Here is a 25,320-nt window from a genome sequence, read left to right as displayed (position 1 = left end):
CGCTATAACGGGCGAACCCGTTGACACCTCGTATTGGCATCAACACTCAAAGGCCATTTTCAAACTTTCTTTCAATGTCTCTTCTCAGCTATGGAGACTCTCTGTATTAGCAGTGTAAATTCTACTTTCCTTATTACAGTGTGTAATTTGTGTTTTTTTAAGTTAATTCATAGCTTACAGACCTAAGTCATATTTGTCAACAACTTTTCTGAAAATTAAGATTATAAAGTCAAATCAGAAAACGCTTAAAGCATTGATAACATCATGATAGGCGCACATAAAAAATTATTTTTTATTTCATCGACCTTATCTACTTGTTAAACCTATTCTATATTTTTTAAAATAGATAAGTGCTAATCAAATGCGTGCCATAATAGTTATAATGAGAAGGTAAGTGAGTTTGATGTAATCGCATTAAGCCTAGTGCAAAGATAAAGTATTAAATGTTTAGTAAATGTTGATTGAAAGGGGTGAAAGATAGTGGATCATAAACAAGATGAACGATTGGCCTTAAGTCAAAATGAACAAATTCAAAACGTTGATATTTCTCAAATTAAAGCCAATCCATACCAACCTCGCAAAACCTTTGATGATGAAAAGTTAAGCGATTTAGCAACGTCCATACAGACACACGGTATTTTACAACCCATTGTATTACGCCAAACTGTACAAGGTTACTATATCGTGGTTGGCGAAAGGCGATTTAGAGCATCTCAATTAGCAGGGTTAACTGAAATACCAGCAATTATCAAAGAATTATCTGATTCGGACATGATGGAATTAGCGATTATCGAAAATTTACAACGAGAAGATCTTAATGCTATTGAAGAAGCGGAGAGCTATCAACGTTTGATGAAAGATTTAGGATTAACGCAACAAAAAGTAGCTGAGCGATTAGGTAAATCACGACCTTACATCGCTAATATGTTGAGATTGTTGAATTTGCCACAAGATGTTTCAAAGCAAGTCAAAGAAGGTGCGTTATCCGGTGCGCATGGACGGACATTACTAGGAATTAAAGATGTTAGTAAGATGAAGAAGATAAGTCAACAAGCAATACGTGAAAAGTGGAGCGTTAGGTATCTTGAACAAGTTGTAAATGAACTGCAAGACGGCCGGCAGTCTAAAGAAAGTAAAGAACCAACGCCAATGAAACCCAAATTCATTCAAAAACAAGAACGTCTATTAAAAGAAAAATTTGGCACTAAAGTAGAGATTTCAACGCGTAAAAATACAGGTAAAATAACATTTGAATTTAAATCAAAAGAAGCGTTTCAGCGACTCATTCAACAACTTAATGAAGATTAATGGTACATATCCAAATGTACTGTTAGAATGGGATCTTTGAGTTAGTGAGCAAAGTTATGTTACATTTTAAGCTTTAGAGAGAAAATAATATTGAAAGTAAAGCTTAAGACGGATACATATTGTGCAATAAATGCGTATAATAATTAAATTATAAAATAGTTAAATAGGGAGGTTGCTATTATATGAATCAGGTTAAAAATGTATTGTCTTCATTATTTGAACCATTAACAAAGATAGAAACATATGAGAATTTAGCTATCAAAATAGCATTAATTCTCATATATATTATTGTTGCGTTGATTGTTATAGCAATATTAAATAAAGCAATTGAACAAGCATTTAAAATACAAAACCGTAGTAGCAAAGGAAATAAAAAGCGTTCTCGAACATTAATTTCACTAGTTCAAAACGTAGTGAGTTACATCGTATGGTTTATTGTGATTACTACCATCTTAAGTAAATTTGGAATTAGTGTTGAAGGTATCATCGCGAGTGCTGGGGTCGTTGGTTTAGCTGTTGGTTTCGGTGCGCAAACCATCGTAAAAGATATTATTACAGGCTTCTTTATCATATTTGAAAATCAATTCGACGTTGGTGACTATGTTAAAATCAATAGCGGTGGTACAACTGTAGCAGAAGGAACTGTGAAATCTATCGGCTTAAGATCAACACGTATTAATACTATTACAGGTGAATTAACCATATTACCAAATGGTAGTATGGGCGAAATTACGAATTTCTCTATTACCAATGGATTCTCTATAGTAGAAATTCCAGTATCTGTGGAAGAAAATTTAGATAAAGTTGAAAAACGTCTAAATAAATTATTTACAGCAATGCGTAGTAAATATTACTTATTTATTACTGATCCAGTCGTGGAAGGTATTGATTCGTTAGATGAAACGAAAGTAACGTTTAGAATATCTGCTGAAACGATTCCTGGTGAAGGTGCATCTGGCTCAAGAATATTACGTAAAGAAATTCAAAGAGTGTTTGTCCAAGAAGGTATTAAATTACCACAACCAATTTACATTAAAAATAATAATCAACAAGGCAAATCTTAATTATTATTGAGGGGTAATTTCATGACGTCAAATTATGGAATAAATGATATAGTAGAGATGAAAAAGCAACATGCATGTGGAACTAATCGATTTAAAATCATTCGTATGGGTGCTGATATTCGTATCAAATGTGAGAATTGCCAACGAAGTATTATGATTCCACGTCAAACGTTCAATAAAAAAATAAAGAAAATATTAGTATCAAATCAAGATACTGAAGGTTAGGAGAATGATTAATGGCTTTAACAGCAGGGATTGTAGGCTTACCAAACGTAGGTAAATCTACCTTATTTAACGCAATAACAAAAGCGGGAGCATTAGCCGCTAACTATCCGTTCGCAACAATTGATCCAAACGTAGGTATCGTAGAAGTGCCAGATACACGTTTAAATAAATTAACAGAAATGGTTGAACCTAAAAAAACAATTCCAACGACATTTGAATTTACAGATATTGCAGGGATTGTAAAAGGTGCCTCTAAAGGTGAAGGTTTAGGAAACAAATTCCTTTCACACATCCGTGAAGTAGATGCGATATGCCAAGTTGTACGTGCGTTTGATGATGAAAACGTTACACACGTATCAGGTCGCGTCAACCCATTAGATGATATTGAAGTCATCAATATGGAGTTAGTGTTAGCAGATTTAGAATCTGTCGAAAAACGTTTGCCTAGAATTGAAAAAATGGCACGTCAAAAAGATAAAACTGCTGAAATGGAAATGAGAATTCTCTCTAGAATTAAAGAAGCACTTGAAAACGGCGACCCTGTACGTAGTATAGACTTCAATGATGAAGATCAAAAATACGTTAACCAAGCGCAACTACTAACATCTAAAAAAATGTTATATATTGCCAATGTCGGTGAAGATGAAATTGGTGACGAAGATAATGATAAAGTAAAAGCAATTCGTGAATATGCAGCGAAAGAAGATTCTGAAGTTATCGTTATTAGCGCGAAAATTGAAGAAGAAATTGCTACATTAGATGACGAAGATAGAGCGATGTTCCTTGAAGATTTAGGTATTGAAGAACCAGGATTAGATGTACTTATCAGAACAACATATGATTTATTAGGCTTATCAACATACTTTACTGCAGGTGTACAAGAAGTACGAGCTTGGACATTTAGACAAGGTATGACAGCACCACAATGTGCAGGTATTATTCATACTGACTTTGAACGTGGATTTATTCGTGCTGAAGTGACTAGTTATGATGACTATGTAGAACATGGTGGCGAACAAGGTGCTAAAGAAGCGGGTAAACAACGTTTAGAAGGTAAAGAATACATTATGCAAGATGGCGATATCGTGCACTTCAGATTTAACGTTTAATCATTTCTCAACGGATTATGTGAGTAAAATAAAAAGCAATGTAAGTTTCGCTTAGCTTAAGTGACAAGAGACTTACATTGCTTTTTTTATATCATTTGTTTCATTTATATCTTAAAAGAACGGTATAACTTTACTTGCTTCAATAATGTCTTTGGTGCTAAAAAACTGTTTACCTTCTCCAGTATAAGCAGGTTCGAGAATCATATTGGCTTTCGCACAATATAACCATTCTGGATTGATACCGCAATTTAAGACTTCTTGAAATTCTTGAAAATCTTTATTCCAATCTAAATCTAATTGCATATTTTACACCTCGACTTCATTATAGAACAAGTGTTCGTAAAAATAAAGTGTTATGTATGTATTTTTAATCAATAAACCAATCAGCCGTAACATTGGCATCTAAGTAATTCGCATCAACATTTTGGTTTAACTCTGGTGCATAGTAATGATCAGTGTATTGCCATAATACTTTCTCTCTATTAGGTTCTTGTGTTTGATATGCTGCTAACCAATAACCATCATAAGCACTCACTGCGTTAGGAACATTGTTAATCATAAAGTTCTCATAAGAATAAAATAATATTTTTTTATTTCCAGCAAGTTGTCGCATTTCATCTGCCCAAGATTTTGTGGCAGTGTCAGCATCACCAGAAGTAATGGAATTTTGCTCAAAATCATTAACATAGAATGATGCTTTAGGCGCACGATTATAAAGCGTTTGTGCTTCATTTCGAGCGTCATCGGCATTTTCATACATGCTGTATGAGTATACACCAAATTTCATATTATTGTTATCTAGTAAAGTTGAATTGTTCTCTAAACATTTATCGACATATTCGGAGCCATATTGACCTCGAATAATAATAAAATCATAATCTTGTTTTAATTGTTTGATTTGGGCGTCAGTTAAGTTGCCTTGCCACTCTGAAATATCTAATACACGTTCACCGTTTTGTGTGGTCACTGCTTTGGATTTTGATGAAAAGGTTGAACGATTACTTGTTGAAGCATCTTGTTGGTCGGGGTTATTTTCAAGATATTGTTGATATCCATACCCCATTGTCCCTTTTTGGCTACCTCCAGAATGCTCAGAAGCGTTTGCATTTAACGCACCTACAGAAGTCGCCATAATAGTTAAACATGCAATAGATGATGTTGCCTTTTTAAACATTTGAGCTCTCCTTTAGATATTATATTTTTTAGAAATAATACTATGTAAAATGCAGTTGTGATATTAGTATAAAAAGTTCTAATTCGCAACTTTATATAAGACGCGATTCATATATAAGAAAATTAAGTTATAGGCAATACAAAATAGTGAGGCGGAGGATACATAAAATATATTGTAAAAAGTAATACTCTGTGCTATAATTCTTGATTGTGAGTAATGAAAATTATTCCTTGCTTATCGTTAGTATTCGATAGGCCGCATAGACCACAAGGAGGTGCAAGTATAAAATGAGAACATATGAAATTATGTATGTCGTACGTCCAAACATTGAAGAAGATGCTAAAAAAGCACTTGTTGAACGCTTCAACGGTATCTTAGCTTCAGAAGGATCAGAAGTTTTAGAAGAAAAAGACTGGGGTAAACGCCGTCTTGCTTATGAAATTGAAGATTTCAAAGAAGGTTTCTATAACATCGTACGCATTAAAACTGATAACAACAAAGCTACAGACGAATTCCAACGTTTAGCTAAAATCAGTGACGATATCATCCGTTATATCGTTATCCGTGAAGACCAAGATAAGTAATAAAGTAATGGGGGCGTTTTAATGATAAACAGAGTTGTATTAGTAGGTCGTTTAACTAAAGATCCAGAATACAGAACCACTCCCTCAGGCGTAAGTGTAGCGACATTTACTCTAGCAGTTAATCGTACTTTCACGAATGCTCAAGGGGAACGCGAAGCTGACTTCATCAATGTCGTTGTGTTTAGAAGACAAGCAGAGAACGTGAATAATTATTTATTCAAAGGTAGTCTAGCTGGCGTTGATGGTCGCATACAATCACGCAGTTATGAAAATCAAGAAGGTCGTCGTATCTTTGTTACTGAAGTTGTAGCAGATAGTGTTCAATTCCTTGAACCTAAGAATGCGCATGGTGGCCAACGTAATCAAAGTAATAACAATGATTTCCAAGACTACGGTCAAGGATTTGGTGGTCAACAATCAGGACAAAATACGTCTTATAATAACAATAATGCATCAACTAATAAACAATCTGATAATCCATTTGCAAACGCAAACGGACCGATTGATATTAGTGATGATGACTTACCATTCTAATAACAAAATGAACGTATAAAAATTTATTCCAAAGGAGGTAATTAACCATGGCAGGTGGACCAAGAAGAGGCGGACGTCGTCGTAAAAAAGTATGCTATTTCACAGCAAATGGTATTACACACATTGACTATAAAGACACTGAATTATTAAAACGTTTTATCTCAGAACGCGGTAAAATTTTACCACGTCGTGTAACTGGTACTTCAGCTAAATATCAACGTATGTTGACTACAGCTATCAAACGTGCTCGTCATATGGCTTTATTACCATATGTTAAAGACGAAAACTAATATATAATTAGTGTTTAAACCCCGTAGGCCTAAAGCTTACGGGGTTATTTTTGTGCTTTGAATTGTAGAATATATCTAATGACTTTATAAAAATACGTTTTTTAATAGAATCTTCTTAATATCTTTGAGTGGAATTTGTACGTTAATCGAACCCTACAAGAAGGAAATTTCGAAAAAATTACATCTAACTACACAAAAAATCCGACTTCTTTATCGAAGTCGAATTTAATAATTTTAAATTATAAACGAATATCGATATCGTCAATTTGCTGTTGATATTCTTTGTATTTACTTTCGACTAACATTTGATAAGGCGTGTCGAAGAAGTCTGCAAGAATCATTGCATCTTTAAACTTAGGTTCGTGTTGGTGATTTTCCCATTCCCATAATTGATGGGGTTCATAATGTGTACCATATTTTTCGTTAATTAATTCAGTTAATTCGTTAATTTCAAGATTTCGTTTAGTTCTTAAATTAAAAAGTGTATGTGAACTCATGAAACATAACCTCCTAAAATTCAAGTTTGAATTTAAATTATTTTTTCTTACTTTCCAAGTTTATTTATTGTAAGTAAGTTTTTTTAAGTCTTTTATATATAACCTAAGTTATTTTACTATACTAGTCCTGTTCACAATAATTATCAAGTTTTTTAGTTGATAAATATTAATTATGTTATCTTTATTTCAAGAAATATAAATAAAGAGGGAATTTATAATGAAACTATTTGATTCGCATTTTCATATCATTGACTTTGATTATCCGGTTAAAGAGAATAATGGCTACATCCCCCCATCATTTAAGGTTAATGATTATTTAAATCATACTAAGCAATTAAATGTTGTAGGAGGTGCAATTGTATCAGGGTCATTTCAAGGGTTCGATCAAGATTATTTAATAACGGCATTAGATCAACTTCAAGGTCAATTTGTTGGGATAACGCAGCTACCTGCATCGACCTCTGACGATGAAATTCTTCGATTAAATGATAAAGGGGTTAGAGGTATTCGATTTAATGTTAAGCGCGGTGGGTCTGAAGGTATAGCGCTTATCAAGACGTTTGCGCAAAGGGTACATGATTTAGTTGATTGGCATACTGAAATTTACATTGAATCTAAACAATTAAAAGACTATCAAGAAATTATAAGCTCATTACCCCAAGTATCAATCGATCATCTCGGCTTGACTGTAGAGGGCTTTGAGGATTTAAAAACGTTAGTTAAACAAGGTGTTTATGTTAAAGCAACTGGATTTGGACGTATAGAGATAGATCCCATTAAAGCCATTGAGGAACTAATTGAAATTAACCCTGAGGCCATTATGTTTGGTACTGATTTGCCCTCTACTCGAGCAAAGCGTCCTTTTAATGAACAAGATATTAAGTTAATTGAAGGACATTTTGATGAAGAGACACAAGAGAAAATCTTTTATAAAAATGCATTAAAATTTTATAGAATTTAAGAGTGAAAATCGTATTTGTAGTAAAGGGTAAATAAGTGTTTATAAATTATCCATATTACTTAAAGTGCAATTAGATATTAGTTTAATTAAAAATATAATAAAATTTAATTTTAATGTTTATTCATGTTGGCGTGTGGTATATATAAGAAGTATACAAAAATAGAAGATGTAAGGAGAGTTCTGAATATGGGCTTTATTGTTATGTTAATAGTCGGAGGATTAATCGGCTGGGTTGCCGGTATGATCATGGGTAAAGATATCCCAGGTGGTATCATCGGTAATATCATCGCTGGATTAATCGGTTCAGCAGTAGGTAGTAAATTATTAGGTACTTGGGGACCTGTATGGGGTGGCGTACCAATCATTCCAGCACTAATCGGTGCAATTATTGTTATTTTCGTTGTTTCTTTAATTTTAAAAGCACTTAGAAAATAAGAATAATATCTAAAACAGTCTGGGATATAAATAGTATAATAATACTATTTAGCAAATTCGCAGTAGCTGACTGAACTGAGAAGGCGCTTAAATCAAGCTTTTCTCAGTTCTAGTCATCCTTGTGGGCGGTGCCCCAACAAAGAGAATTCCACAAGTAAAGCAAGATGGGAGCGGACGACGAATTCAAAAGAATTCTGTCCCGCTCCCTTTTTTAGTTTAATGAAATTTTAATTAATTAAAGCCTGATGGTTATGAATATCTTCAAAATCATAGTTCTTAATAATCTCACATCCTAATGGATGTCTGCCATTATCAACATGTTGATTAACTTCTTCTAGTACTTCTAAAATTTCATATTCTGGTGTTTCAATATTAAATGAATATCTAAATATATGTCCGTGATCAGATTTAACAGTTGCCATGAGTTCGTCATTAATCATTTTATAGCCTAGCAATTCCATTATTGATTCCCCCCAATAAGTGTGATTACTTAGTTATAATGTAGCATGTAAAAATGCATGATGACAGTAATTTTACTTAAATGCTAATGATTATCATTTCGGTGTTTATTTTGTGAGGAATACTAGGAAAAGGGATTAAAATTGGGCATAAAAAGAGGGTGACGTCGGGTTAAGGCGTCACCCAGGAGTATTATGTTCATGAATATAAAAGACTTTGTAGTTATTATTTAACTACACCCTTATACTACCATGTAACCGACCATAATGACAATGAAAAGTACTTAAAATATTAAAAAATTTCGTTTAGTCCTATGATTTGTAAAAGTCGTATTTAAGTTAAGTATTAAAAGCTAAAGGATCGTGCTACTTTTGAAATTTTAGACTACCCGTAGACTTACATTTACAATTTAAGTATGCCATAATCTATATAATATTAAATTGAAGTGGGTGTGTATATGGATGGCATCTTAACCTTTATTTCTATTACGTTACTTATCATTATAGTGCCTGGTCCGGATTTTTTAATTGTTATGAAAAATACAATCCATTCGGGTAAAGTAAATGGGGCAATGTCAGCATTAGGTATCACTTCTGCACATGTCATTTATTCGTCATTAGCTGTGTTGGGCATTATATATATCCTTACAAGTTTATATTACATATTTTTGATCATTAAAATACTTGGTGCGTGCTATCTAGTGTATTTAGGCGTACAAAGTATTCGCACCGCACGTCAGTCGATGAATTTTAATACAACTCGTATTGGCATCGATGATGTGAGCTATTTTACTTCGTATCGTCAAGGCTTTATAAGCACTATTTTAAATCCTAAAGCACTACTGTATTATGTGAGTGTTTTACCTCAATTTCTATCAACTGGTGGTATTGAAGTAAAGTCACAAGTAGCCATTTTATCTATAATTGTCATCATCGTTATCTTAATTTGGTTTTTATTCCGTGTATTTGTATTTCAATATATTAAGTTACTATTCAGTCAACCGAAAATAAAAGCTGCATTCGATTATATGGTAGGTATCATTTTAATTGGATTATCCATTCATTTATTATTAAGCAAGAGTAGTTAAATTAAAGTAAAGGATTGTAGTATATGAAACTATATTTAGTTAGACATGGTGAATCACAATCAAATTATGACAACAAACATAAAAGAGCTTATTTCTGTGGTCAATTAGATGTACCACTAACTAAAAAGGGTATTGAGGGTGCACAAAATTTAGAAAGTTATTTTAAAGAAAGATAAATTGATCACGTCTATGTATCCGACTTAACGCGTACGCAAGAAACCTATCGCTATATCTTTCCTTATGAGATACCGACGACAATTACGTCATTGCTTCGTGAACGTTCACTTGGTGTGTTTGAGGGCGAGTATAAAGATACGTTGATGCATGATGCGAAGTATCATCGTTACTTTAATGATCCGGAATATAAAGATTTCCGTCACAGTTTCACTCAAAAAGCGCCTGAGGGTGAGAGTTATAGAGATGTGTATCATAGAGTTCATCTATTCTTTGAACAATTGAATCGTCATGATGATAAAACAATTGTGATTGTAGCACATCAAGTCGTTATTCGTTGTATATTTGCATATTTCAATATGATTGATGAGGATGAAGCATTAGATTACAATGTCGACAATTGTAAGCCGTACTTTTTAGAAATATAATATGTATGAAAATAATTGTTTAACAATTAAAAGAGGCTAGGACATACATAATATAATGGTGCTATTTTGCACATTCGCAGTAGCTGACTGAACTGAGAAGGCGCTTAAATCATGCTTTTCTCAGTTCTAGTCATCCTTGCGGAGGTGGGCCGGGCCACAACACAAAAAATCACGAAAGTGATTTTACAAGCTAAGCAAGTTGGGGTTCGGGGCCCCAACACAAAAAATCACGAAAGTGATTTTACAAGCTAAGCAAGTTGGGGTTCGGGGCCCCAGCAAAGAGAATTTCATAAAGAAATTCTACAAACAAAGCAAGCTGGGAGTGGACGACGAATTCAAAAGAATTCTGTCCCACTCCCCAATCTTAGTATGTTTTTTATTTATCTAATACGTCAGATTTAATATTTTTATCATCTAGGAATTTTTGGATTTTATCTTGTTGTTTACCATTCACATCACCTGCATAATGCGTAGGCACATCGACAACATTAATTGTATTTTGAGGTTCATAATTAAGTTGCTCAATACTCTTATCTACATCCGCAATCGTACTATTTAAGGCGTGGAAGTAGTTAATAATTCGCTCCGTATTTTCTTTATAACCAGAAGGTAACGTATTGTTTTTTACGAAATCTTTGAAATGTATATCGTTTTTAACGGCCAAATTTGATAAGTTGCTAAGTTTTTTGGCTTGTTCATCCGTAACGTGTGTTTGACCTGTACTTTGACGGTCAATTTGGCTTTGCATTACATATTTATTATCTAAAATATCACTATTTACATCTAAATATTTTTTAATGGCTTTATTCATTTCATCTTCAGTTAGTTTTTGATTCTTTTTATCGGAAGTGAAAATATCGCTCTCTTTCAACGCTTTAGCATTTTTAGGTGCATTAACACCATTACTATGATGGTCTGTTGAATCATTATTCTCCTTAGGTGCACAAGCACTTAATGTTAGTAATAATGATAAAAAGAGACCTATTATTAAACTTTTCTTCATAGGTTTCTAAAATCTCCTTTATTAGTAACGCAACTATAATTTTACATAGTAATAGATTATCATTTATTGAAAAATAATTGAATGTTAAGTGCTTAAAATCACAATTATCTATGAACAATTTGTGGCATTTATCCATCTACATATTTTGTATTTCTACTATTGTATTACCTTTTGCAAACCAAAGTCTTAAATGAGTCCAAACCTGTTCTACTTGCTCAGTTAGTTTATCCTCGGGAATAGGGTACAGCATATCTCCTGCAATCATAACTTCAATAGCCATAATCGCTTCATCTAAGTCTGAAGATGAACGTAATTCGTGGAATAACATAGTCATATCCGTGTGTATCTCTTCTTTATCATCAGTAGTGAAGTAGTGTTTTATGAACGTTTTAAATTCTTTAATCACTTTGTCCGCTTTATAATATTCATGGACATCGAAAGAAAGTAACTCTTTTAATGTCTTTGGTTCATAATAATCAAGATCTAATGATTCAACATAAGTTGGGTCAATATAATGTGCCATTACTGGATGGACTAAATACCCTTGCTTAATAACTGTGAAGTGATGCATGTTTAAAGATTGAATATGGAATTTAATTTCATTGCTTGATTTGGATGTGTTTAATAATCGTTTTAATAATTTTGAAACGAATTGCAGTGACACGACACCATATAAATTTGTTGCTGCAGTATAAAATCTAAATAAGGTAATTTCTTTATCACTTTTATTTTGATCCTTCATTTCGCTTATTTTATATTCAACATGTGCTTCTTTTAACAAATTATTAACACTATTCGTAAATGTAGAATCTAGAATTTCATCGCTTAATAATTTTTCTAAATCATGCTCATCGATGTTTTCAACGCCCATATCTATAAGTTTGTTAATATGATCGCTATTTACATCGAATAAAAGATTCAATTCTTCATCAATATAGTCATCTTCATCTAAGAAGGGGACGTCGTTATTAATAGTCAGTAAATCGGGCAAAAGATTATCTAACCCACCAATATCATTCACATATTGTGAAAAATGATTCATAACATCCTGTGGTATGATAATAACTTCGCTACGTATATCAAATCTTAAAATAAATAGATGTCTTTCTAAGACCTGGAAATCCATACCTAAGTATGCATTTAATGCATTGAAGTCATAATTCGTATTAACATTTTTACCAGATTTATATGTATCTACAAAGATATCTAGTATTCTACGGGGCATTCGTCCGAATTCCTGTTTTAAAATTGAAAAATCTCGGAAGAAAGCGTCATTTATTAAATCGATAATTGAGGCTTTTTTCTTATTAGAGAAACCTTTAATTTTATAAGAACGACAAATATCTTTTAGACTTTCCATATTATATTCAGCCATTTCCTCTTTAAGAGAAACGTTTTTATACTTTTCAATTGCTGTATATTGCCCATGAAGTTTCATAACATAATCTTCTTCTCTGATGGTTTTTGGTGGAAAATCAGGGTACTTTTTGTTTAAAACCACTTCGTTCAACATAGTCAGTATGAGATTATTTACGACAAACGTATCTTCTTTTACAAATGTAACAATGCCATATTTATAACAAATAGGTAACTTTTTTAATTTTCTCTTATTAATTAGAATGAGTGATTCACCATTTTTTAAAAAAGTACTAATATAATTTTTCTCAGATTGACTCATCTCATTGTAAAGTCGCGTTAATGTTTTAGGTTGTGAAGCGAGTTCAAACAACATATCAGCTTTGCTGTAATAAGATGGTGGATTTACAAGTTGCTTCAAGTTACTCGTTTGTTCCTCTGAAATTAGGGATAGTGATTCATGCATAAAGAAGACATCCAATGTTATTTATCTGTATAAGTTTAGATTATCATAGATAATATGAAAGTCATACACAAACAGAGACCCTTACATGGGTCTCTGTTATATATGAAGATATTTGATAGGTTAAGTGATTGATAGGGATAAGAAAGCAAGGTCATAAAGATCTTACACCTATCCTTAAATAGTAATTAATTTCTAATGATATAATCGAATGCATTTAATGCCGCATTGGCACCAGCACCCATAGAAATAATAATTTGTTTATTTTTTTGGTCAGTAACGTCACCAGCCGCAAATATACCTGGAACGTTTGTATTGTTATTACGATCAATAACAATTTCGCCACGGTTATTTAATTCTACTGCGTCACCAATCCAATGTGTGTTTGGTACTAATCCAATTTGTACGAAGATACCATCTAAGCTTAATTCTTTCATTTCGCCAGTAGTTAAATCTTCGTAACTAATACCAGTTACATGATCTTCACCTAATACTTCAGCAGTTCTTGCATTCGTGTGAATGTCTACGTTTGATAGTGAACGCAAACGATCTTGTAATACTGTGTCTGCTTTAAGTTCTGATGAATATTCAAATAAAGTAACATGTTTAACAATTCCTGCTAAGTCGATAGCAGCTTCAACACCAGAGTTTCCTCCACCGATAACTGCAACGTCTTTATTTTCGAATAAAGGACCATCACAGTGAGGGCAGAAAGCAACCCCTTTATTAATTAAACGATCTTCACCAGGAATGTTAAGCTTACGCCAACTTGCACCTGTTGAAATAATAGCAGTCTTAGTTTCTAAAACAGCATCATTTTCAAGTGTGACACGGATGGCTTGATCTGTCTTCTCAATATTAGTAGCACGGATGCCTGTCATTGTATCAATGTCATATTCATCAATGTGTGCTGCGAGATTAGCTGAGAATTGAGAACCTGTTGTTTCTTTTACAGTGATAAAGTTCTCGATACCAGCAGTATCATTAACTTGGCCACCAATACGGTCAGCAATAATACCAGTACGTAGTCCTTTACGAGCAGTGTAAATGGCTGCACTACCACTAGCTGGGCCACCACCGATGATTAAAACATCGTAAGGGTCTTTACCTTCGAATTCAGAAGCGTCTTGTGTACTGCCTAATTTAGTTAAGATATCTGAAATAGTCATACGTCCATTGCCAAATTCTTCACCATCTAAGAATACTGCAGGAACAGCCATGATATCTTCTGATTCTTCACGGAATACAGAACCATCAATCATCGTATGCGTGATATTAGGGTTAACAACACTCATTAGGTTTAATGCTTGAACAACATCAGGACATTTTTGACACGTTAAACTAACGTATGTCTCGAAGTTGTATTTACCTTCTAAACCTTTAATTTGATCAATGATAGATTGTTTCTCTTTAGGGGCACGACCACTAACTTGTAAAATTGCTAATACAAGTGAATTAAATTCATGACCTAAAGGAATTCCGGCAAATGTGACACCAGCTTCTTCATCAGGTTTGCTAACTGAGAAACTTGGCGTACGTTTTAAATCTTTTTCTACGATTGTAATGTGTTCAGACATTTCAGCGATTTCGTCTAAAAGTGCTTTAAGCTCTTTAGATTTATCATCAGAACCGATACTTGCTCTGAATTCTACATCGCCTTCCATAAGTCCTAAAAGTTGCTGTAATTGTTGTTTTAAATCAGCATTAAGCATTCTTTAATGCCTCCTTAAATTTTACCTACTAAGTCTAATCCTGGTTGTAATGATTCAGAACCTTCTTCCCATTTAGCTGGGCAAACTTCACCTGGATGTTGACGTACGTATTGAGCGGCTTTGATTTTATTTACTAATGTGCTTGCGTCACGGCCAATACCATCTGCATTGATTTCAGCTGCTTGAACAACGCCGTCTGGGTCAATAATGAATGTACCACGTTGAGCTAATCCAAGTTCTTCGTCTAATACGTCGAAGTTACGAGTGATTGTTTGTGAAGGGTCACCAATCATTTGATATTGGATTTTGCTGATAGCATCTGAATGATCATGCCAAGCTTTGTGTACGAAATGTGTATCAGTTGATACTGAGAATACATTGACACCTAAGTCTTGTAATTTGTCATATTGGTTTTGTAAATCTTCTAATTCAGTTGGACATACGAATGAGAAGTCAGCTGGGTAGAAACATACGACACTCCAAGAACCTTTTAAATCATCTTGGCTTACTTCTTTGAATTCGTCATTTTTAGGATCATAAGCTTGCGCTGTGAATGGTAAAATTTCTTTATTGATTAAAGACATAACTTAAATTCCTCCTGATTATCGTGAATATTAATTAGAACTACATAATAATAATTGCTTGTTTATAATAATTCTAATTTCTTAAGTATTATTATTACATGCTATTTCTTATTCGTCAACTTAATGTACTTATAAGCGATAAAATGCTGTTTTAACATTGTTTGAACAGGTTTTTTAACATGTCGTTAAGAAAATGAAGAAGTGATTAAGTTTTAGTTTTTAATTTGAAAAATAGGTGTTATCATTTCTTCTGAATATCAATTAACCTTTTTCATTCTCAACTAAACATATATTTTTAATCATGCAAAATAAAATAAATATAAAAAGAACGGAATAGAAACCACATATAGTATGAAGATTTCATTGTTCCGTTCAATAATAATGAATAGGGTGTATAAATAATTTATTTAAGACTCAGGATAATGTTGGAACGTATGTTTAATCAATGACTTTAACTGTGACTGATCCTACTTTGTCATAGTCAGCAGTATACGTACCTTCTTCTAAATTTAAAGGAGAAATAAAGGTTCCAGAAGAAATAAATTGTCCTCTTTTTAAAGATTTGCCATGAGAATGTAATTTTTTATTTAACCATTTCACGGATTCAATAGGGTTTCCAAGCACTTCACTAGAGTGACCAGTTTCAATTTGCTGATTATCTTTGAATAATTTTAAATTAATATCTGCGAATGCTTCATAATCGAGAGGTGTGATGCGTTCGCCCACTACGATGAGTCCTGTAGCAGTATTATCAGAAATCAAGTCACCTAGAGTAAAATTAGGGAACCAATCTTTATAACGTGCATCTGGAATTTCGATTCCTGGTGCGATTTTCACACTTTCTAATATAGTTTGCGTGTCAGCATCTTCAGGTAAGTCAGCAGTTAATTCAAAAATAATTTCAGGTTCTAATAGTGGCGCAAATAATGTAGTGAGTGATACGCCATGACCATTTTCTACAACTTGATGAGATAAAATTGTACCGTAAGCTGGTTCGTTAGTATTAGCGATGGCTTGAGTTGCAGCACTTGTCATACTTACTTTATAACCTTTGATAGGAACTTGCTTCTCAGCTTGGATTTGCTGAATAAGATCATCTTGTGTTTGATAAGCTTCAGGTTCAGTAAGCGTGTGTGTGTTACTTACAAATTCAATAGGTTCCTTTGACATATATGCTTGAAATAAGGCGTTTGATACTTCTTTATTTGCTTGGCTCATGCTATCTCTCCTTAAATATCTGAAAATTGTTACTATTATGATAACTATAAAATGAACATCATGCAAATGGTTTATGAGAGATAAGTAATTCTTTATAAAAGCAAAATAAAAAATAAATTGTTACGATATAGTCAATAGGATTGAAGGAGTGGATACAATGACAGACTATGTTTATGATTTAATGAAAAAACACCATTCGGTAAGACAATTTAAAGATAAACCGCTAAGTGATGACACAGTTAGAAAGTTGGTAGAAGCAGGTCAGAGTGCATCAACGTCTAGTTATTTACAAACATACTCAATCATTGGTGTAGAAGACCCAAACATTAAAGAACAATTAAAAGAAGTATCAGGCCAGCCATATGTTGTGGATAATGGCTATTTATTTGTCTTTGTTTTAGATTATTATCGTCACAATTTAATCAATGAAACTGTTGATTTTGACATGCAAACTTCTTTTGAATCAGCAGAAGGGTTGTTAGTAGGTGCAATCGATGTGGCTTTAGTGTCTGAAAATATGGCTTTGGCTGCAGAAGACATGGGTTATGGTATTGTTTATTTAGGTTCACTACGAAATGATGTTGGTCGTGTTAAAGAAATTTTAGATTTACCTGAATATGCATTTCCATTATTTGGAATGGCTGTGGGAGAACCGGCAGAGGGCGAGAATGGTGCACCTAAGCCACGTTTACCGCTTGATCATGTATTCCATAAAAATGTTTATAATAGTAATGCGAAAGAACAAAGAGAAGCAATTCAAAAATATGATGAGACAGTTAGTAACTATTATAAAGAACGAACGAATGGAAAACGCCAAGAAACATGGTCAGAACAAGTCGCTGGGTTCTTAAGTGGAAAAACACGTTTAGATATGTTAGAAGAATTGAATAAATCAGGATTAATGAAGAAATAATCGAGTTTTAATAAAGAAAGCGTAGCTAACGATTACAATGGTTTGAAATAAACATAGTAACGTTTGAGCTACGCTTTTTAAAATATGAATTAATTTGTTGATAAATCTCCATATTCGTTTGAGTTAAACTTATCTTTGTCCATATTACCAGTCAGCTTAGCTGTACCAGTACCTGCTAATATTGAATCATTAACGTTCAATGCAGTACGTCCCATATCGATGATGGGTTCGATTGAGATAAGTACCCCTGCAAGTGCTACTGGAAGGTTTAAGGTTGATAATACGAGGATAGATGCAAATGTTGCACCACCACCGACACCAGCTACACCAAATGAACTGATAATAACAACGCCAATTAAAGTAAGTATAAATGGTAGATCAATATCTACGTTTGCAACTGGTGCTACCATGATTGCTAGCATCGCAGGATAAATACCTGCACAACCATTTTGACCTATGGATAAGCCAAATGATGCTGAGAAATTAGCAATCCCATCTGGTACACCTAATCGTTGCGTTTGCGTTTGAATGTTTAATGGTAATGCACCCGCACTTGAACGAGAAGTGAATGCGAATACAAGCACTTCGAATGTTTTCTTAACGTAACGAACTGGATTGATACCCATAATTGCTAATAATATTAAATGGATAATGTACATTGTGATTAATGCTGCATATGATGCAATCATAAATTTACCTAATGTCCATATCGCTTGGAAATCACTTGTAGCGATTGTTGATGCCATAATCGCAATGATACCGTATGGTGTGAGTCTTAATACAAATGTCACGATAGACATGACCAATGAGTAAATTGCATCGATACCACGTTTTAATAAACTACCACTTTCCGGTTGTTTGCGAGCCACACGTAAATAAGCAAAGCCTACGAAAATCGCAAAGATAACCACTGCAATTGTAGACGTTGTTCTCTGACCAGTGAAATCTAAGAATGGATTACTTGGTAATAATTCTAGAATTTGTTGTGGTAACGTATTAGCAGTTATATCTTTCGCTTGATTACTAATTTCGCTTCCTCTTGAATTTTCTGCACTGCCTAAATCAATGCTTGAGGCATCGAGGCCAAATACAATGGCATAAAAAATTCCTACGATAGCAGCAATAGCTACAGTCCCAATTAAAAACATAAAAATATAAGTACCGATTTTAGCGAATTTATCACCAATTTGTATTTTACTGAATGCTGATACGATTGAAATGAAAATCAGTGGCATTACAATCATCTGTAGTAATGCAACATAGCCGTCTCCTACAATACTGAACCAATCTGTAGTTGTTTCAAGTACTTTAGAGTTGGCACCATAAATGAGATGTAAAGCAATTCCAAACACGATACCCAATCCTAATGCGGTAAATACTCTTTTAGGAAATGAGACATGCTTTTTAGCCATTATAAATAACCCAATTAAGAATACGATCATAATGACAATATTAATAACTGTAAAAAAAGTCCCCATAATGAATCTCCTTATAATATTCTAATTCCGACATACTTTATAAGGATAATACTATTTATTTTATATTTCAATACTTTGAAATAAAAAGCATAAATTATAAGTTTTTGAAAAGACACAATAGCTAATTAAATTAAAATAATTTAAAGTTTTAAATTATTAATCATATAAAAAAGGGTGAGGCAGTGGATTCAAAATGAATGCTGTCTCACCCTTATATTAATTGTATTGTGACAAATTGATAGTGTCACAACTGTTCGCTTTATTTGAAAGATTTATAAGTTAAATAATCGTGCAAAGAAACCTTTCTTTTCATCGTTAGGTCTGCCAAGAGGAGATGACTGAGATTGTGTCGTAATATCCTCTTTTAATGTATCGATAGATTGTTGATTTTTATCATTAATTTCTTTAACTAAATCATTTTTAGTGTATTCAGATTGCTCTTTTTGAGCCGTTTGAATGGCTTCTTGAGCATTTTGAATAGCTAATAATGATTGATTATTAACATCTAATTTTTCAGTGATTTGATTTTGAAGTTCTTTTAATTCTGTTTGTTGTTGATGCACTTGACTGATCATTTGACCAAGCATTTGACGTTCTTCACGCATTTTTTGAATTTCTGTACGTAATTCTTCTACTAATTGCGTAGCGCTTTGATCCGCAGGTAATTGTTCATTGTCTTCTTTAACAATGACTTGTAAAAAGTCTTTTTCCTTTTCAAGCTCTTCAAAAGCTAAATCATAACTATTTGTTTGTTTTACTTTTTCAGCGATATCTTGGAAAAGTTCAATATCTTCTTCTTTAAAATCAGTAGCTTCACGGCCACGATATTCAGTCTTACTAAGTTGATAGCCACGTTCTTCTAAATGTTGGACTATTTTACGGACTTGTTTTTCACTTAGTTCGACACGCTGAGCGAATTCTTTGGTTAACATAGCTGAAAGTCCTTTCGTTCATTGATTTATGTACACTGACGTTTGTCTTCTGTCAGTGAAACGTCAGTCTAACCTCGACTATTAGTTTAACCCTTTATATCGCTCATTTCAAGTGTTCCTAGTGTGGTAGGCGTAAATTCATTTTTACTAATAAAGGATAGATAATATCGCGTGAAATACCATTAGCAAATACATATTTTAAAATATAATTTGATTTCACACTTGCTGGGTATATATCTTTAGTTAATTCTATATTTGATTTAATGAATAGATCTACTTTAAAAGGCGATTCAATTTTAGAATAATTTGGATGTATATAATCAATTTCACTTTGTCTTTCAAAGCCATTAGATAGCAATAATTGCTGGCGTTGAGTGACTGCTTGTTGATTAATGTCTTGTAATGAGTGGTCTGTTTTAGGGACTTCAACCATTACAAAATTAATATCACGAGCGTGCACCTTATTAGAAAGTAGGTTTAATTGATGCTCAATTTCTTGTAGTGTGCTAACGAGGACATCTTCATAATCTGAAGTGTTATTCGCAATTAAGTGTATTAAAAAGGCTGAATTTGTTGTTGCTTCATAATGTGCCGTCGCTAAACTAATGATTTCATCATCTCGTATGCCCACGAGAAAAGTATAATCATTTTCTGTTTTATTATTTTTTAAGGATCGCTCAATAATATAGCTATCTTCATAAAAATTTACATCTAGTTGTTGATTATAAAAAGCGATTGCTTTGTCATAATATGCATCTTTAATTGATTGAATCACGTGAAATTTCATAATCTCACCCCCACGAATATTTGTTTAAGTATAGCATATTTAGATAATAAGACGTCATTAATAAAACGTTATGAGACGAAAAAAGGCCGTAAGATAAACGCACTACTATAGCGCATCTTACGGCTTCAGAGTTTAAATCCAATCGTGATTATGATTTTGGACCTTTAGATTCATTCGCATAATGTGTGATATCAATTTCTTCGTAAGCTGAGTTATTTTGCTCAACTTCGTCATGTGAAGATTTATCTTTGTTAGCAACTACTAAAAATTTGCCGTCTAAGATTTCTTTTTTGTATTTTTCTTTTTGATCCTCAGATAAATCATAACGAGCTAAAACAGCTTCTTCACCGTCTTCGCCAGTTAATAATTTAGACATGCGATCACTAAATGAACCACTTGTGGCAATTAAAGTCACTTGAGAATCATGTAAATCATCTAAGTGTAATTTACTTTTACTTACAACGACTAATTCATTTTCTGAATATCCTTCAGCTTTTTTCTTTTGTACAACGTTATAAATCTCATCTTGTTTATCTAATACGGTAAAATCTGCCATATTAATCGCCCTCCATCTTTTCGTCCTACTTTTAATAAAAATATACCCTTAAGAATAGTTATAAAACGCAACTATAGTTATTATATAATTAATTAAGAAGTGTTTACAAATAGTGTTGAGCAATATTTAGTTAAACGCTTACACGACAAAATATTATTGTGAAAGGGCTTATAACCATTTCTATGATATTGAAAATCAAGCAAAAGTTTGCTATTATCGTAAAATAATTTATATCACTCATATAATCTAAAGAATATGGCTTTAGAAGTTTCTACCATGTTGCCACAAACGACATGACTATGGGTTCAGAATCAATACATAAAATGGACGATGTTTATTTAAATGACTATCTAGAAATACTGTATAAGGTTGTTTCACTTTGGAGGTTGTATATTCATTCACTTCATCCTATGAGATAAAACAAATTTAAAATTATAAAGTGTTTAAAGAAGAATACATTTAAATTTACGACTTCTTGAAATCTTAAAATGATATGTATTGCCTGTTCGCTCATGGATCCTGAAACTTTCTCGTAAAGTTTGAGGCTTTTTTTGTATACAAATTTAGGAGGTTTTGACGTGGAATCGCTTAGACAGAAAGTCAAAGAAGATGGCGTAGTAATTGATGAAAAAATATTAAAAGTTGATGGTTTTTTAAATCATCAAATCGATGCAAAACTAATGCATGAAGTAGGCAAAACATTTTATGAGCAATTTAAAGATAAAGGTGTCACTAAGATTTTAACAATTGAGGCATCAGGCATTGCTCCAGCTATTATGGCGGCATTACATTTTGATGTCCCATGCTTATTCGCTAAAAAAGCGAAACCAAGTACGTTGAAAGATGGTTTTTATAGTACGGATATCCATTCGTTTACAAAAAACAAAACAAGTACAGTGATTGTCTCAGAAGAATTCCTAGATGAGAATGATACAGTTTTAATCATTGATGATTTCTTAGCAAATGGCGATGCATCACTAGGATTATATGATATTGCACAACAAGCTAAAGCTAAAACAGTTGGTATTGGCATTGTTGTTGAGAAAAGTTTCCAAGATGGCAGACAAAGATTAGAAGAGGCAGGTTTAAATGTGTCTTCATTATGTAAAGTAGCCTCATTACAAGGCAACCAAGTGACTTTACTAGGTGAAAATGAATGAAGACGTTCATTTTAAGTTTACAACACTTATTAGCAATGTACGCCGGTGCAATCTTAGTACCAATCATCGTTGGTACGAGTTTAAAGTTTACACCAGAACAAATTGCGTATTTAGTCACAGTGGATGTTTTCATGTGTGGTGTGGCAACATTTTTACAAGCTAACAAAGTAACAGGTACAGGCTTACCCATTGTACTAGGATGTACGTTTACTGCAGTTGCACCTATGATTTTAATCGGTCAAACGAAGGGTCTGGATGTGCTATATGGTTCATTATTTATATCAGGTATTTTAGTTGTCATTATTGCACCATTCTTCTCTTACTTAGTTAAGTTCTTTCCACCTGTTGTAACAGGAAGCGTGGTTACAATCATTGGTATCAATTTAATGCCAGTTGCAATGAACTATTTAGCTGGTGGAGAAGGCGCTAAAGACTATGGAAATCCTAAAAATTTAATTTTAGGTGGCGTTACACTTATCATTATTCTTATCTTGCAAAGATTTACAAAAGGGTTCTTAAAATCCATTGCGATTTTAATCGGACTGGTTGCAGGAACAATATTGGCAAATCTGCTTGGTTTAGTAGATATTAAGCAAGTGGGAGAAGCCCATTGGTTAGGCATTCCTCAACCATTTCGTTTTTCTGGTTTCGGTTTTGATTTAGGTGCGATACTGGTATTTACGATTGTAGCAATCGTAAGTCTAATAGAATCGACTGGTGTATATCATGCGCTAAGTGAAATTACTGGCAAAAAATTAGAAAGAAAAGATTTTCGTAAGGGTTACACTGCGGAAGGTCTTGCTATTGTATTAGGATCAATCTTTAATTCATTTCCTTACACGGCATATTCACAAAATGTTGGGTTAGTATCTTTATCAGGTGCGAAGAAGAATAAAGTGATATACGGTATGGTAGTTTTACTACTCATTTGTGGTTGTATTCCTAAATTGGGTGCTTTAGCTAATATCATTCCATTACCTGTATTAGGCGGTGCAATGATTGCGATGTTTGGTATGGTGATGGCTTACGGTGTTAGTATTTTAGGTCATATTGATTTTAAAAATCAAAATAATTTATTAATCATTGCTGTATCTGTAGGATTGGGTACAGGTATTAGTGCAGTACCACAAGCGTTTAAAGCTTTAGGTGAGCAATTTGCATGGCTAACTCAAAACGGTATTGTATTAGGCGCGATTTCCGCAATTATTCTTAATTTCTTTTTTAATGGTATAAAGTATAAACAAAGCGAAGAAAATGTGAAATAATAGAAGTAACTATATATAAAAATGGAGGCTGTATTATCAATGTGGGAAAATAAGTTTGCTAAAGAATCTTTGACGTTTGACGATGTTTTATTAATTCCAGCAGCATCAGATGTGTTACCTAGTGATGCGGATCTTAGTGTTGAATTATCAGAACGAATTAAATTAAATATTCCAGTTATATCAGCTGGTATGGATACAGTAACCGAGTCTAAAATGGCAATTGCAATGGCACGTCAAGGTGGTCTAGGTGTCATTCATAAAAATATGGGCATCGAAGAACAAGCTGAAGAAGTTCAAAAAGTTAAACGTTCAGAAAACGGTGTTATCACAAATCCATTCTATCTAACACCTGATGAAAGTGTATATGAAGCAGAGGCGTTGATGGGTAAATACCGTATTTCAGGTGTACCAATTGTGAGTGATAAAGAATCAAGAGCATTAGTAGGTATTTTAACGAATCGTGATTTACGTTTTATAGAAGATTTTTCAATCAAGATTTCTGATGTGATGACTAAAGAAAACTTAATTACAGCTCCTGTAGGCACAACATTGGATGAAGCCGAAACAATTCTACAAGAACATAAAATTGAAAAATTACCTTTAGTGGAAAATGGCCGTTTAGAAGGTTTAATTACAATTAAAGATATTGAAAAAGTCCTTGAATTCCCTCATGCAGCTAAAGATGCGCATGGTCGTTTGCTCGCTGCAGCAGCTATTGGGACATCTAAAGATACAGAAATTCGCGCTCAAAAATTAGTCGAAGCTGGGGTAGATGCATTAATTATCGATACAGCACACGGTCATTCTAGTGGCGTGATTCAAGAAGTTAAGAAAATGAAAGAAACATATCCTGAAGTTACTATCATCGCTGGTAATGTAGCGACTGCTGAAGCAACGCGTGCATTATTCGAAGCTGGTGCTGACGTAGTTAAAGTTGGTATTGGACCAGGCTCAATTTGTACAACACGTGTCGTAGCAGGTGTAGGTGTACCTCAAATTACAGCGATTTATGATTGTGCAACGGAAGCACGTAAATTTGGAAAAGCAATCATAGCAGATGGCGGTATTAAATTCTCTGGTGATATTATTAAAGCGTTAGCAGCTGGTGGACATGCAGTAATGCTAGGAAGCTTATTAGCTGGTACTGAAGAAAGCCCAGGTGCCACTGAAGTATTCCAAGGTAGACAGTATAAAGTGTACCGAGGCATGGGTTCTTTAGGCGCAATGGAAAAAGGGTCAAATGACCGTTACTTCCAAGAAGACAAATCTCCTAGAAAATTTGTCCCTGAAGGTATTGAAGGTCGTACAGCTTACAAAGGTCCATTACAAGATACAATTTACCAACTTATGGGTGGCGTAAGAGCTGGTATGGGTTATACAGGTTCACCTGACTTGAAAACATTACGTGACGAAGCACAATTCACACGTATGGGTCCTGCTGGTTTAGCAGAAAGTCATCCACATAATGTACAAATTACTAAAGAATCACCTAACTACTCATTTTAAAATGAACGTAGTGTGATGATGGCAGTTTGTTAGAAAGAATGGGGAGCACTTTTCAATT

The 25,320-nt window shown here is 33.5% G+C and carries 26 protein-coding genes, 2 pseudogenes and 1 riboswitch; of the genes and pseudogenes, 15 read left to right on the top strand and 13 right to left on the bottom strand.

Going from position 1 to position 25,320, the window contains the following annotated elements; all coding sequences use genetic code 11:
• The first annotated feature begins 480 nt into the window (after positions 1–480).
• From AK212_RS08520 to ychF, 4 genes are all read left to right on the top strand, one after another.
• Complete coding sequence (locus tag AK212_RS08520; protein ID WP_053030278.1) at positions 481–1,308, top strand: ParB/RepB/Spo0J family partition protein; 828 nt, start codon at positions 481–483, stop codon at positions 1,306–1,308.
• A gap of 182 nt (positions 1,309–1,490) precedes the next feature.
• Positions 1,491–2,372 (top strand): mechanosensitive ion channel family protein, encoded by an 882-nt coding sequence (locus tag AK212_RS08515; RefSeq protein WP_053030277.1) that lies wholly within the window; start codon positions 1,491–1,493, stop codon positions 2,370–2,372.
• Between the two features lie 21 nt (positions 2,373–2,393).
• Entirely contained in the window at positions 2,394–2,597 is a 204-nt protein-coding gene (locus tag AK212_RS08510; protein ID WP_053030276.1) for a DUF951 domain-containing protein, read from the top strand.
• Positions 2,598–2,608: 11 nt separating this feature from the next.
• On the top strand, positions 2,609–3,706 hold the full coding sequence (gene ychF, locus AK212_RS08505) for a redox-regulated ATPase YchF (protein WP_053030275.1): 1,098 nt from the start codon (positions 2,609–2,611) through the stop codon (positions 3,704–3,706).
• A gap of 111 nt (positions 3,707–3,817) precedes the next feature.
• Here ychF and AK212_RS08500 read toward each other — a convergent pair whose 3' ends face one another.
• On the bottom strand, positions 3,818–4,009 hold the full coding sequence (locus AK212_RS08500) for a hypothetical protein (RefSeq protein WP_011276869.1): 192 nt from the start codon (positions 4,007–4,009) through the stop codon (positions 3,818–3,820).
• A 64-nt stretch (positions 4,010–4,073) separates the two neighbouring features.
• On the bottom strand, positions 4,074–4,880 hold the full coding sequence (locus AK212_RS08495; protein ID WP_053030274.1) for a glycoside hydrolase family 25 protein: 807 nt from the start codon (positions 4,878–4,880) through the stop codon (positions 4,074–4,076).
• A 287-nt stretch (positions 4,881–5,167) separates the two neighbouring features.
• Between AK212_RS08495 and rpsF the strand changes: the two genes are divergently transcribed.
• Genes rpsF through rpsR form a run of 3 tightly spaced genes read left to right on the top strand, consistent with a single transcriptional unit; the run spans position 5,168 to position 6,288 of the window.
• Positions 5,168–5,464 (top strand): 30S ribosomal protein S6, encoded by a 297-nt coding sequence (rpsF, locus tag AK212_RS08490; RefSeq protein WP_053030273.1) that lies wholly within the window; start codon positions 5,168–5,170, stop codon positions 5,462–5,464.
• Between the two features lie 21 nt (positions 5,465–5,485).
• A complete protein-coding gene (gene ssb / locus AK212_RS08485; RefSeq protein ID WP_053030272.1) occupies positions 5,486–5,998 on the top strand; it encodes a single-stranded DNA-binding protein in 513 nt (170 codons plus the stop codon).
• Between the two features lie 47 nt (positions 5,999–6,045).
• Complete coding sequence (rpsR, locus tag AK212_RS08480; RefSeq protein ID WP_002447994.1) at positions 6,046–6,288, top strand: 30S ribosomal protein S18; 243 nt, start codon at positions 6,046–6,048, stop codon at positions 6,286–6,288.
• Positions 6,289–6,527: 239 nt separating this feature from the next.
• Here rpsR and AK212_RS08475 read toward each other — a convergent pair whose 3' ends face one another.
• Positions 6,528–6,785, bottom strand: a complete 258-nt coding sequence (locus AK212_RS08475; protein WP_053030271.1) for a hypothetical protein — start codon at positions 6,783–6,785, stop codon at positions 6,528–6,530.
• Positions 6,786–7,002: 217 nt separating this feature from the next.
• Between AK212_RS08475 and AK212_RS08470 the strand changes: the two genes are divergently transcribed.
• Both AK212_RS08470 and AK212_RS08465 read left to right on the top strand, forming a co-directional pair.
• Positions 7,003–7,746 (top strand): amidohydrolase family protein, encoded by a 744-nt coding sequence (locus AK212_RS08470; RefSeq protein ID WP_053030270.1) that lies wholly within the window; start codon positions 7,003–7,005, stop codon positions 7,744–7,746.
• Positions 7,747–7,932: 186 nt separating this feature from the next.
• Positions 7,933–8,181 carry a GlsB/YeaQ/YmgE family stress response membrane protein gene (locus tag AK212_RS08465; protein ID WP_011276862.1) on the top strand — a complete coding sequence of 83 codons (249 nt, stop codon included), beginning with the start codon at positions 7,933–7,935 and terminating at the stop codon, positions 8,179–8,181.
• 227 nt (positions 8,182–8,408) lie between these two features.
• On the opposite strand, the gene AK212_RS08460 is transcribed toward AK212_RS08465, so the two are convergent.
• Complete coding sequence (locus AK212_RS08460; RefSeq protein ID WP_053030269.1) at positions 8,409–8,642, bottom strand: hypothetical protein; 234 nt, start codon at positions 8,640–8,642, stop codon at positions 8,409–8,411.
• A gap of 455 nt (positions 8,643–9,097) precedes the next feature.
• Here AK212_RS08460 and AK212_RS08455 point away from each other — a divergent pair, with 455 nt between their 5' ends.
• Both AK212_RS08455 and AK212_RS08450 read left to right on the top strand, forming a co-directional pair.
• Positions 9,098–9,727, top strand: coding sequence for a LysE family translocator (locus tag AK212_RS08455; RefSeq protein ID WP_053030268.1), 630 nt, complete (start codon positions 9,098–9,100; stop codon positions 9,725–9,727).
• Positions 9,728–9,750: 23 nt separating this feature from the next.
• Positions 9,751–10,329, top strand: a pseudogene (locus AK212_RS08450) (histidine phosphatase family protein).
• Between the two features lie 376 nt (positions 10,330–10,705).
• On the opposite strand, the gene AK212_RS08445 reads toward AK212_RS08450, so the two are convergent.
• The 5 genes from AK212_RS08445 to AK212_RS08425 form a co-directional block, all read right to left on the bottom strand.
• The gene (locus tag AK212_RS08445; RefSeq protein WP_053030267.1) at positions 10,706–11,332 is read right to left on the bottom strand and encodes an NDxxF motif lipoprotein; all 627 of its coding nucleotides are present in this window, start codon (positions 11,330–11,332) and stop codon (positions 10,706–10,708) included.
• 136 nt (positions 11,333–11,468) lie between these two features.
• The gene (locus tag AK212_RS08440; protein ID WP_053030266.1) at positions 11,469–13,154 is read right to left on the bottom strand and encodes a hypothetical protein; all 1,686 of its coding nucleotides are present in this window, start codon (positions 13,152–13,154) and stop codon (positions 11,469–11,471) included.
• 185 nt (positions 13,155–13,339) lie between these two features.
• Positions 13,340–14,863, bottom strand: coding sequence for an alkyl hydroperoxide reductase subunit F (ahpF, locus tag AK212_RS08435; protein WP_053030265.1), 1,524 nt, complete (start codon positions 14,861–14,863; stop codon positions 13,340–13,342).
• A gap of 14 nt (positions 14,864–14,877) precedes the next feature.
• The gene (ahpC, locus tag AK212_RS08430; protein ID WP_053030264.1) at positions 14,878–15,447 is read right to left on the bottom strand and encodes an alkyl hydroperoxide reductase subunit C; all 570 of its coding nucleotides are present in this window, start codon (positions 15,445–15,447) and stop codon (positions 14,878–14,880) included.
• Between the two features lie 438 nt (positions 15,448–15,885).
• Positions 15,886–16,665: a 2-keto-4-pentenoate hydratase gene (locus AK212_RS08425; RefSeq protein WP_053030263.1), complete on the bottom strand. Its 780-nt coding sequence runs from the start codon at positions 16,663–16,665 to the stop codon at positions 15,886–15,888.
• A 157-nt stretch (positions 16,666–16,822) separates the two neighbouring features.
• Between AK212_RS08425 and nfsA the strand changes: the two genes are divergently transcribed.
• On the top strand, positions 16,823–17,578 hold the full coding sequence (gene nfsA, locus AK212_RS08420; RefSeq protein WP_053030262.1) for an oxygen-insensitive NADPH nitroreductase: 756 nt from the start codon (positions 16,823–16,825) through the stop codon (positions 17,576–17,578).
• A gap of 89 nt (positions 17,579–17,667) precedes the next feature.
• Here the strand turns inward: nfsA and AK212_RS08415 are convergent, their stop codons facing one another.
• The 4 genes and pseudogenes from AK212_RS08415 to AK212_RS08400 all read right to left on the bottom strand — a co-directional run bounded on the left by AK212_RS08415 (position 17,668) and on the right by AK212_RS08400 (position 21,331).
• Complete coding sequence (locus tag AK212_RS08415) at positions 17,668–19,056, bottom strand: L-cystine transporter (RefSeq protein WP_053030261.1); 1,389 nt, start codon at positions 19,054–19,056, stop codon at positions 17,668–17,670.
• Between the two features lie 428 nt (positions 19,057–19,484).
• Positions 19,485–19,988: pseudogene (locus AK212_RS08410) on the bottom strand (DNA-binding protein); the annotation flags it as partial.
• Positions 19,989–20,106: 118 nt separating this feature from the next.
• Positions 20,107–20,775, bottom strand: a complete 669-nt coding sequence (locus AK212_RS08405; RefSeq protein ID WP_053030259.1) for a hypothetical protein — start codon at positions 20,773–20,775, stop codon at positions 20,107–20,109.
• A gap of 148 nt (positions 20,776–20,923) precedes the next feature.
• The gene (locus tag AK212_RS08400) at positions 20,924–21,331 is read right to left on the bottom strand and encodes a general stress protein (RefSeq protein ID WP_053030258.1); all 408 of its coding nucleotides are present in this window, start codon (positions 21,329–21,331) and stop codon (positions 20,924–20,926) included.
• Between the two features lie 217 nt (positions 21,332–21,548).
• A riboswitch (purine riboswitch) is annotated at positions 21,549–21,651 on the top strand.
• Between the two features lie 258 nt (positions 21,652–21,909).
• Between AK212_RS08400 and xpt the strand changes: the two genes are divergently transcribed.
• From xpt to guaB, 3 genes are read left to right on the top strand one after another with little or no spacing between them, the layout of a single operon-like run.
• Positions 21,910–22,491 (top strand): xanthine phosphoribosyltransferase, encoded by a 582-nt coding sequence (xpt, locus tag AK212_RS08395; protein ID WP_053030257.1) that lies wholly within the window; start codon positions 21,910–21,912, stop codon positions 22,489–22,491.
• Positions 22,488–23,756: a xanthine permease PbuX gene (pbuX, locus tag AK212_RS08390; RefSeq protein WP_053030256.1), complete on the top strand. Its 1,269-nt coding sequence runs from the start codon at positions 22,488–22,490 to the stop codon at positions 23,754–23,756. The genes xpt and pbuX overlap by 4 nt, the downstream gene beginning before the upstream one ends.
• A gap of 39 nt (positions 23,757–23,795) precedes the next feature.
• Positions 23,796–25,262 (top strand): IMP dehydrogenase, encoded by a 1,467-nt coding sequence (guaB, locus tag AK212_RS08385; RefSeq protein WP_053030255.1) that lies wholly within the window; start codon positions 23,796–23,798, stop codon positions 25,260–25,262.
• Positions 25,263–25,320: the final 58 nt, after the last annotated feature.

Origin of the sequence: Staphylococcus borealis (assembly GCF_001224225.1) — a bacterium.
Lineage (GTDB): Bacteria > Bacillota > Bacilli > Staphylococcales > Staphylococcaceae > Staphylococcus > Staphylococcus borealis.
The sequence above is the reverse complement of the archived record's forward strand: the minus strand, read 5'-3'. Positions and strand labels throughout refer to the sequence as shown.

Bases quoted from the DNA above. Each gene is read 5' to 3' on its own strand.
- ssb (WP_053030272.1), top strand. From the start codon at position 5,486: ATGATAAACAGAGTTGTATTAGTAGGTCGTTTAACTAAAGATCCAGAA.
- AK212_RS08500 (WP_011276869.1), bottom strand. From the start codon at position 4,009: ATGCAATTAGATTTAGATTGGAATAAAGATTTTCAAGAATTTCAAGAA.
- ahpF (WP_053030265.1), bottom strand. From the start codon at position 14,863: ATGCTTAATGCTGATTTAAAACAACAATTACAGCAACTTTTAGGACTT.
- nfsA (WP_053030262.1), top strand. From the start codon at position 16,823: ATGACAGACTATGTTTATGATTTAATGAAAAAACACCATTCGGTAAGA.
- AK212_RS08510 (WP_053030276.1), top strand. From the start codon at position 2,394: ATGACGTCAAATTATGGAATAAATGATATAGTAGAGATGAAAAAGCAA.
- AK212_RS08495 (WP_053030274.1), bottom strand. From the start codon at position 4,880: ATGTTTAAAAAGGCAACATCATCTATTGCATGTTTAACTATTATGGCG.
- AK212_RS08470 (WP_053030270.1), top strand. From the start codon at position 7,003: ATGAAACTATTTGATTCGCATTTTCATATCATTGACTTTGATTATCCG.
- AK212_RS08445 (WP_053030267.1), bottom strand. From the start codon at position 11,332: ATGAAGAAAAGTTTAATAATAGGTCTCTTTTTATCATTATTACTAACA.
- rpsF (WP_053030273.1), top strand. From the start codon at position 5,168: ATGAGAACATATGAAATTATGTATGTCGTACGTCCAAACATTGAAGAA.
- AK212_RS08460 (WP_053030269.1), bottom strand. From the start codon at position 8,642: ATGGAATTGCTAGGCTATAAAATGATTAATGACGAACTCATGGCAACT.
- AK212_RS08405 (WP_053030259.1), bottom strand. From the start codon at position 20,775: ATGAAATTTCACGTGATTCAATCAATTAAAGATGCATATTATGACAAA.
- AK212_RS08440 (WP_053030266.1), bottom strand. From the start codon at position 13,154: ATGCATGAATCACTATCCCTAATTTCAGAGGAACAAACGAGTAACTTG.
- AK212_RS08400 (WP_053030258.1), bottom strand. From the start codon at position 21,331: ATGGCAGATTTTACCGTATTAGATAAACAAGATGAGATTTATAACGTT.
- AK212_RS08475 (WP_053030271.1), bottom strand. From the start codon at position 6,785: ATGAGTTCACATACACTTTTTAATTTAAGAACTAAACGAAATCTTGAA.
- guaB (WP_053030255.1), top strand. From the start codon at position 23,796: ATGTGGGAAAATAAGTTTGCTAAAGAATCTTTGACGTTTGACGATGTT.
- AK212_RS08465 (WP_011276862.1), top strand. From the start codon at position 7,933: ATGGGCTTTATTGTTATGTTAATAGTCGGAGGATTAATCGGCTGGGTT.
- AK212_RS08415 (WP_053030261.1), bottom strand. From the start codon at position 19,056: ATGGGGACTTTTTTTACAGTTATTAATATTGTCATTATGATCGTATTC.
- ahpC (WP_053030264.1), bottom strand. From the start codon at position 15,447: ATGTCTTTAATCAATAAAGAAATTTTACCATTCACAGCGCAAGCTTAT.
- AK212_RS08515 (WP_053030277.1), top strand. From the start codon at position 1,491: ATGAATCAGGTTAAAAATGTATTGTCTTCATTATTTGAACCATTAACA.
- AK212_RS08425 (WP_053030263.1), bottom strand. From the start codon at position 16,665: ATGAGCCAAGCAAATAAAGAAGTATCAAACGCCTTATTTCAAGCATAT.
- ychF (WP_053030275.1), top strand. From the start codon at position 2,609: ATGGCTTTAACAGCAGGGATTGTAGGCTTACCAAACGTAGGTAAATCT.
- pbuX (WP_053030256.1), top strand. From the start codon at position 22,488: ATGAAGACGTTCATTTTAAGTTTACAACACTTATTAGCAATGTACGCC.
- AK212_RS08455 (WP_053030268.1), top strand. From the start codon at position 9,098: ATGGATGGCATCTTAACCTTTATTTCTATTACGTTACTTATCATTATA.
- rpsR (WP_002447994.1), top strand. From the start codon at position 6,046: ATGGCAGGTGGACCAAGAAGAGGCGGACGTCGTCGTAAAAAAGTATGC.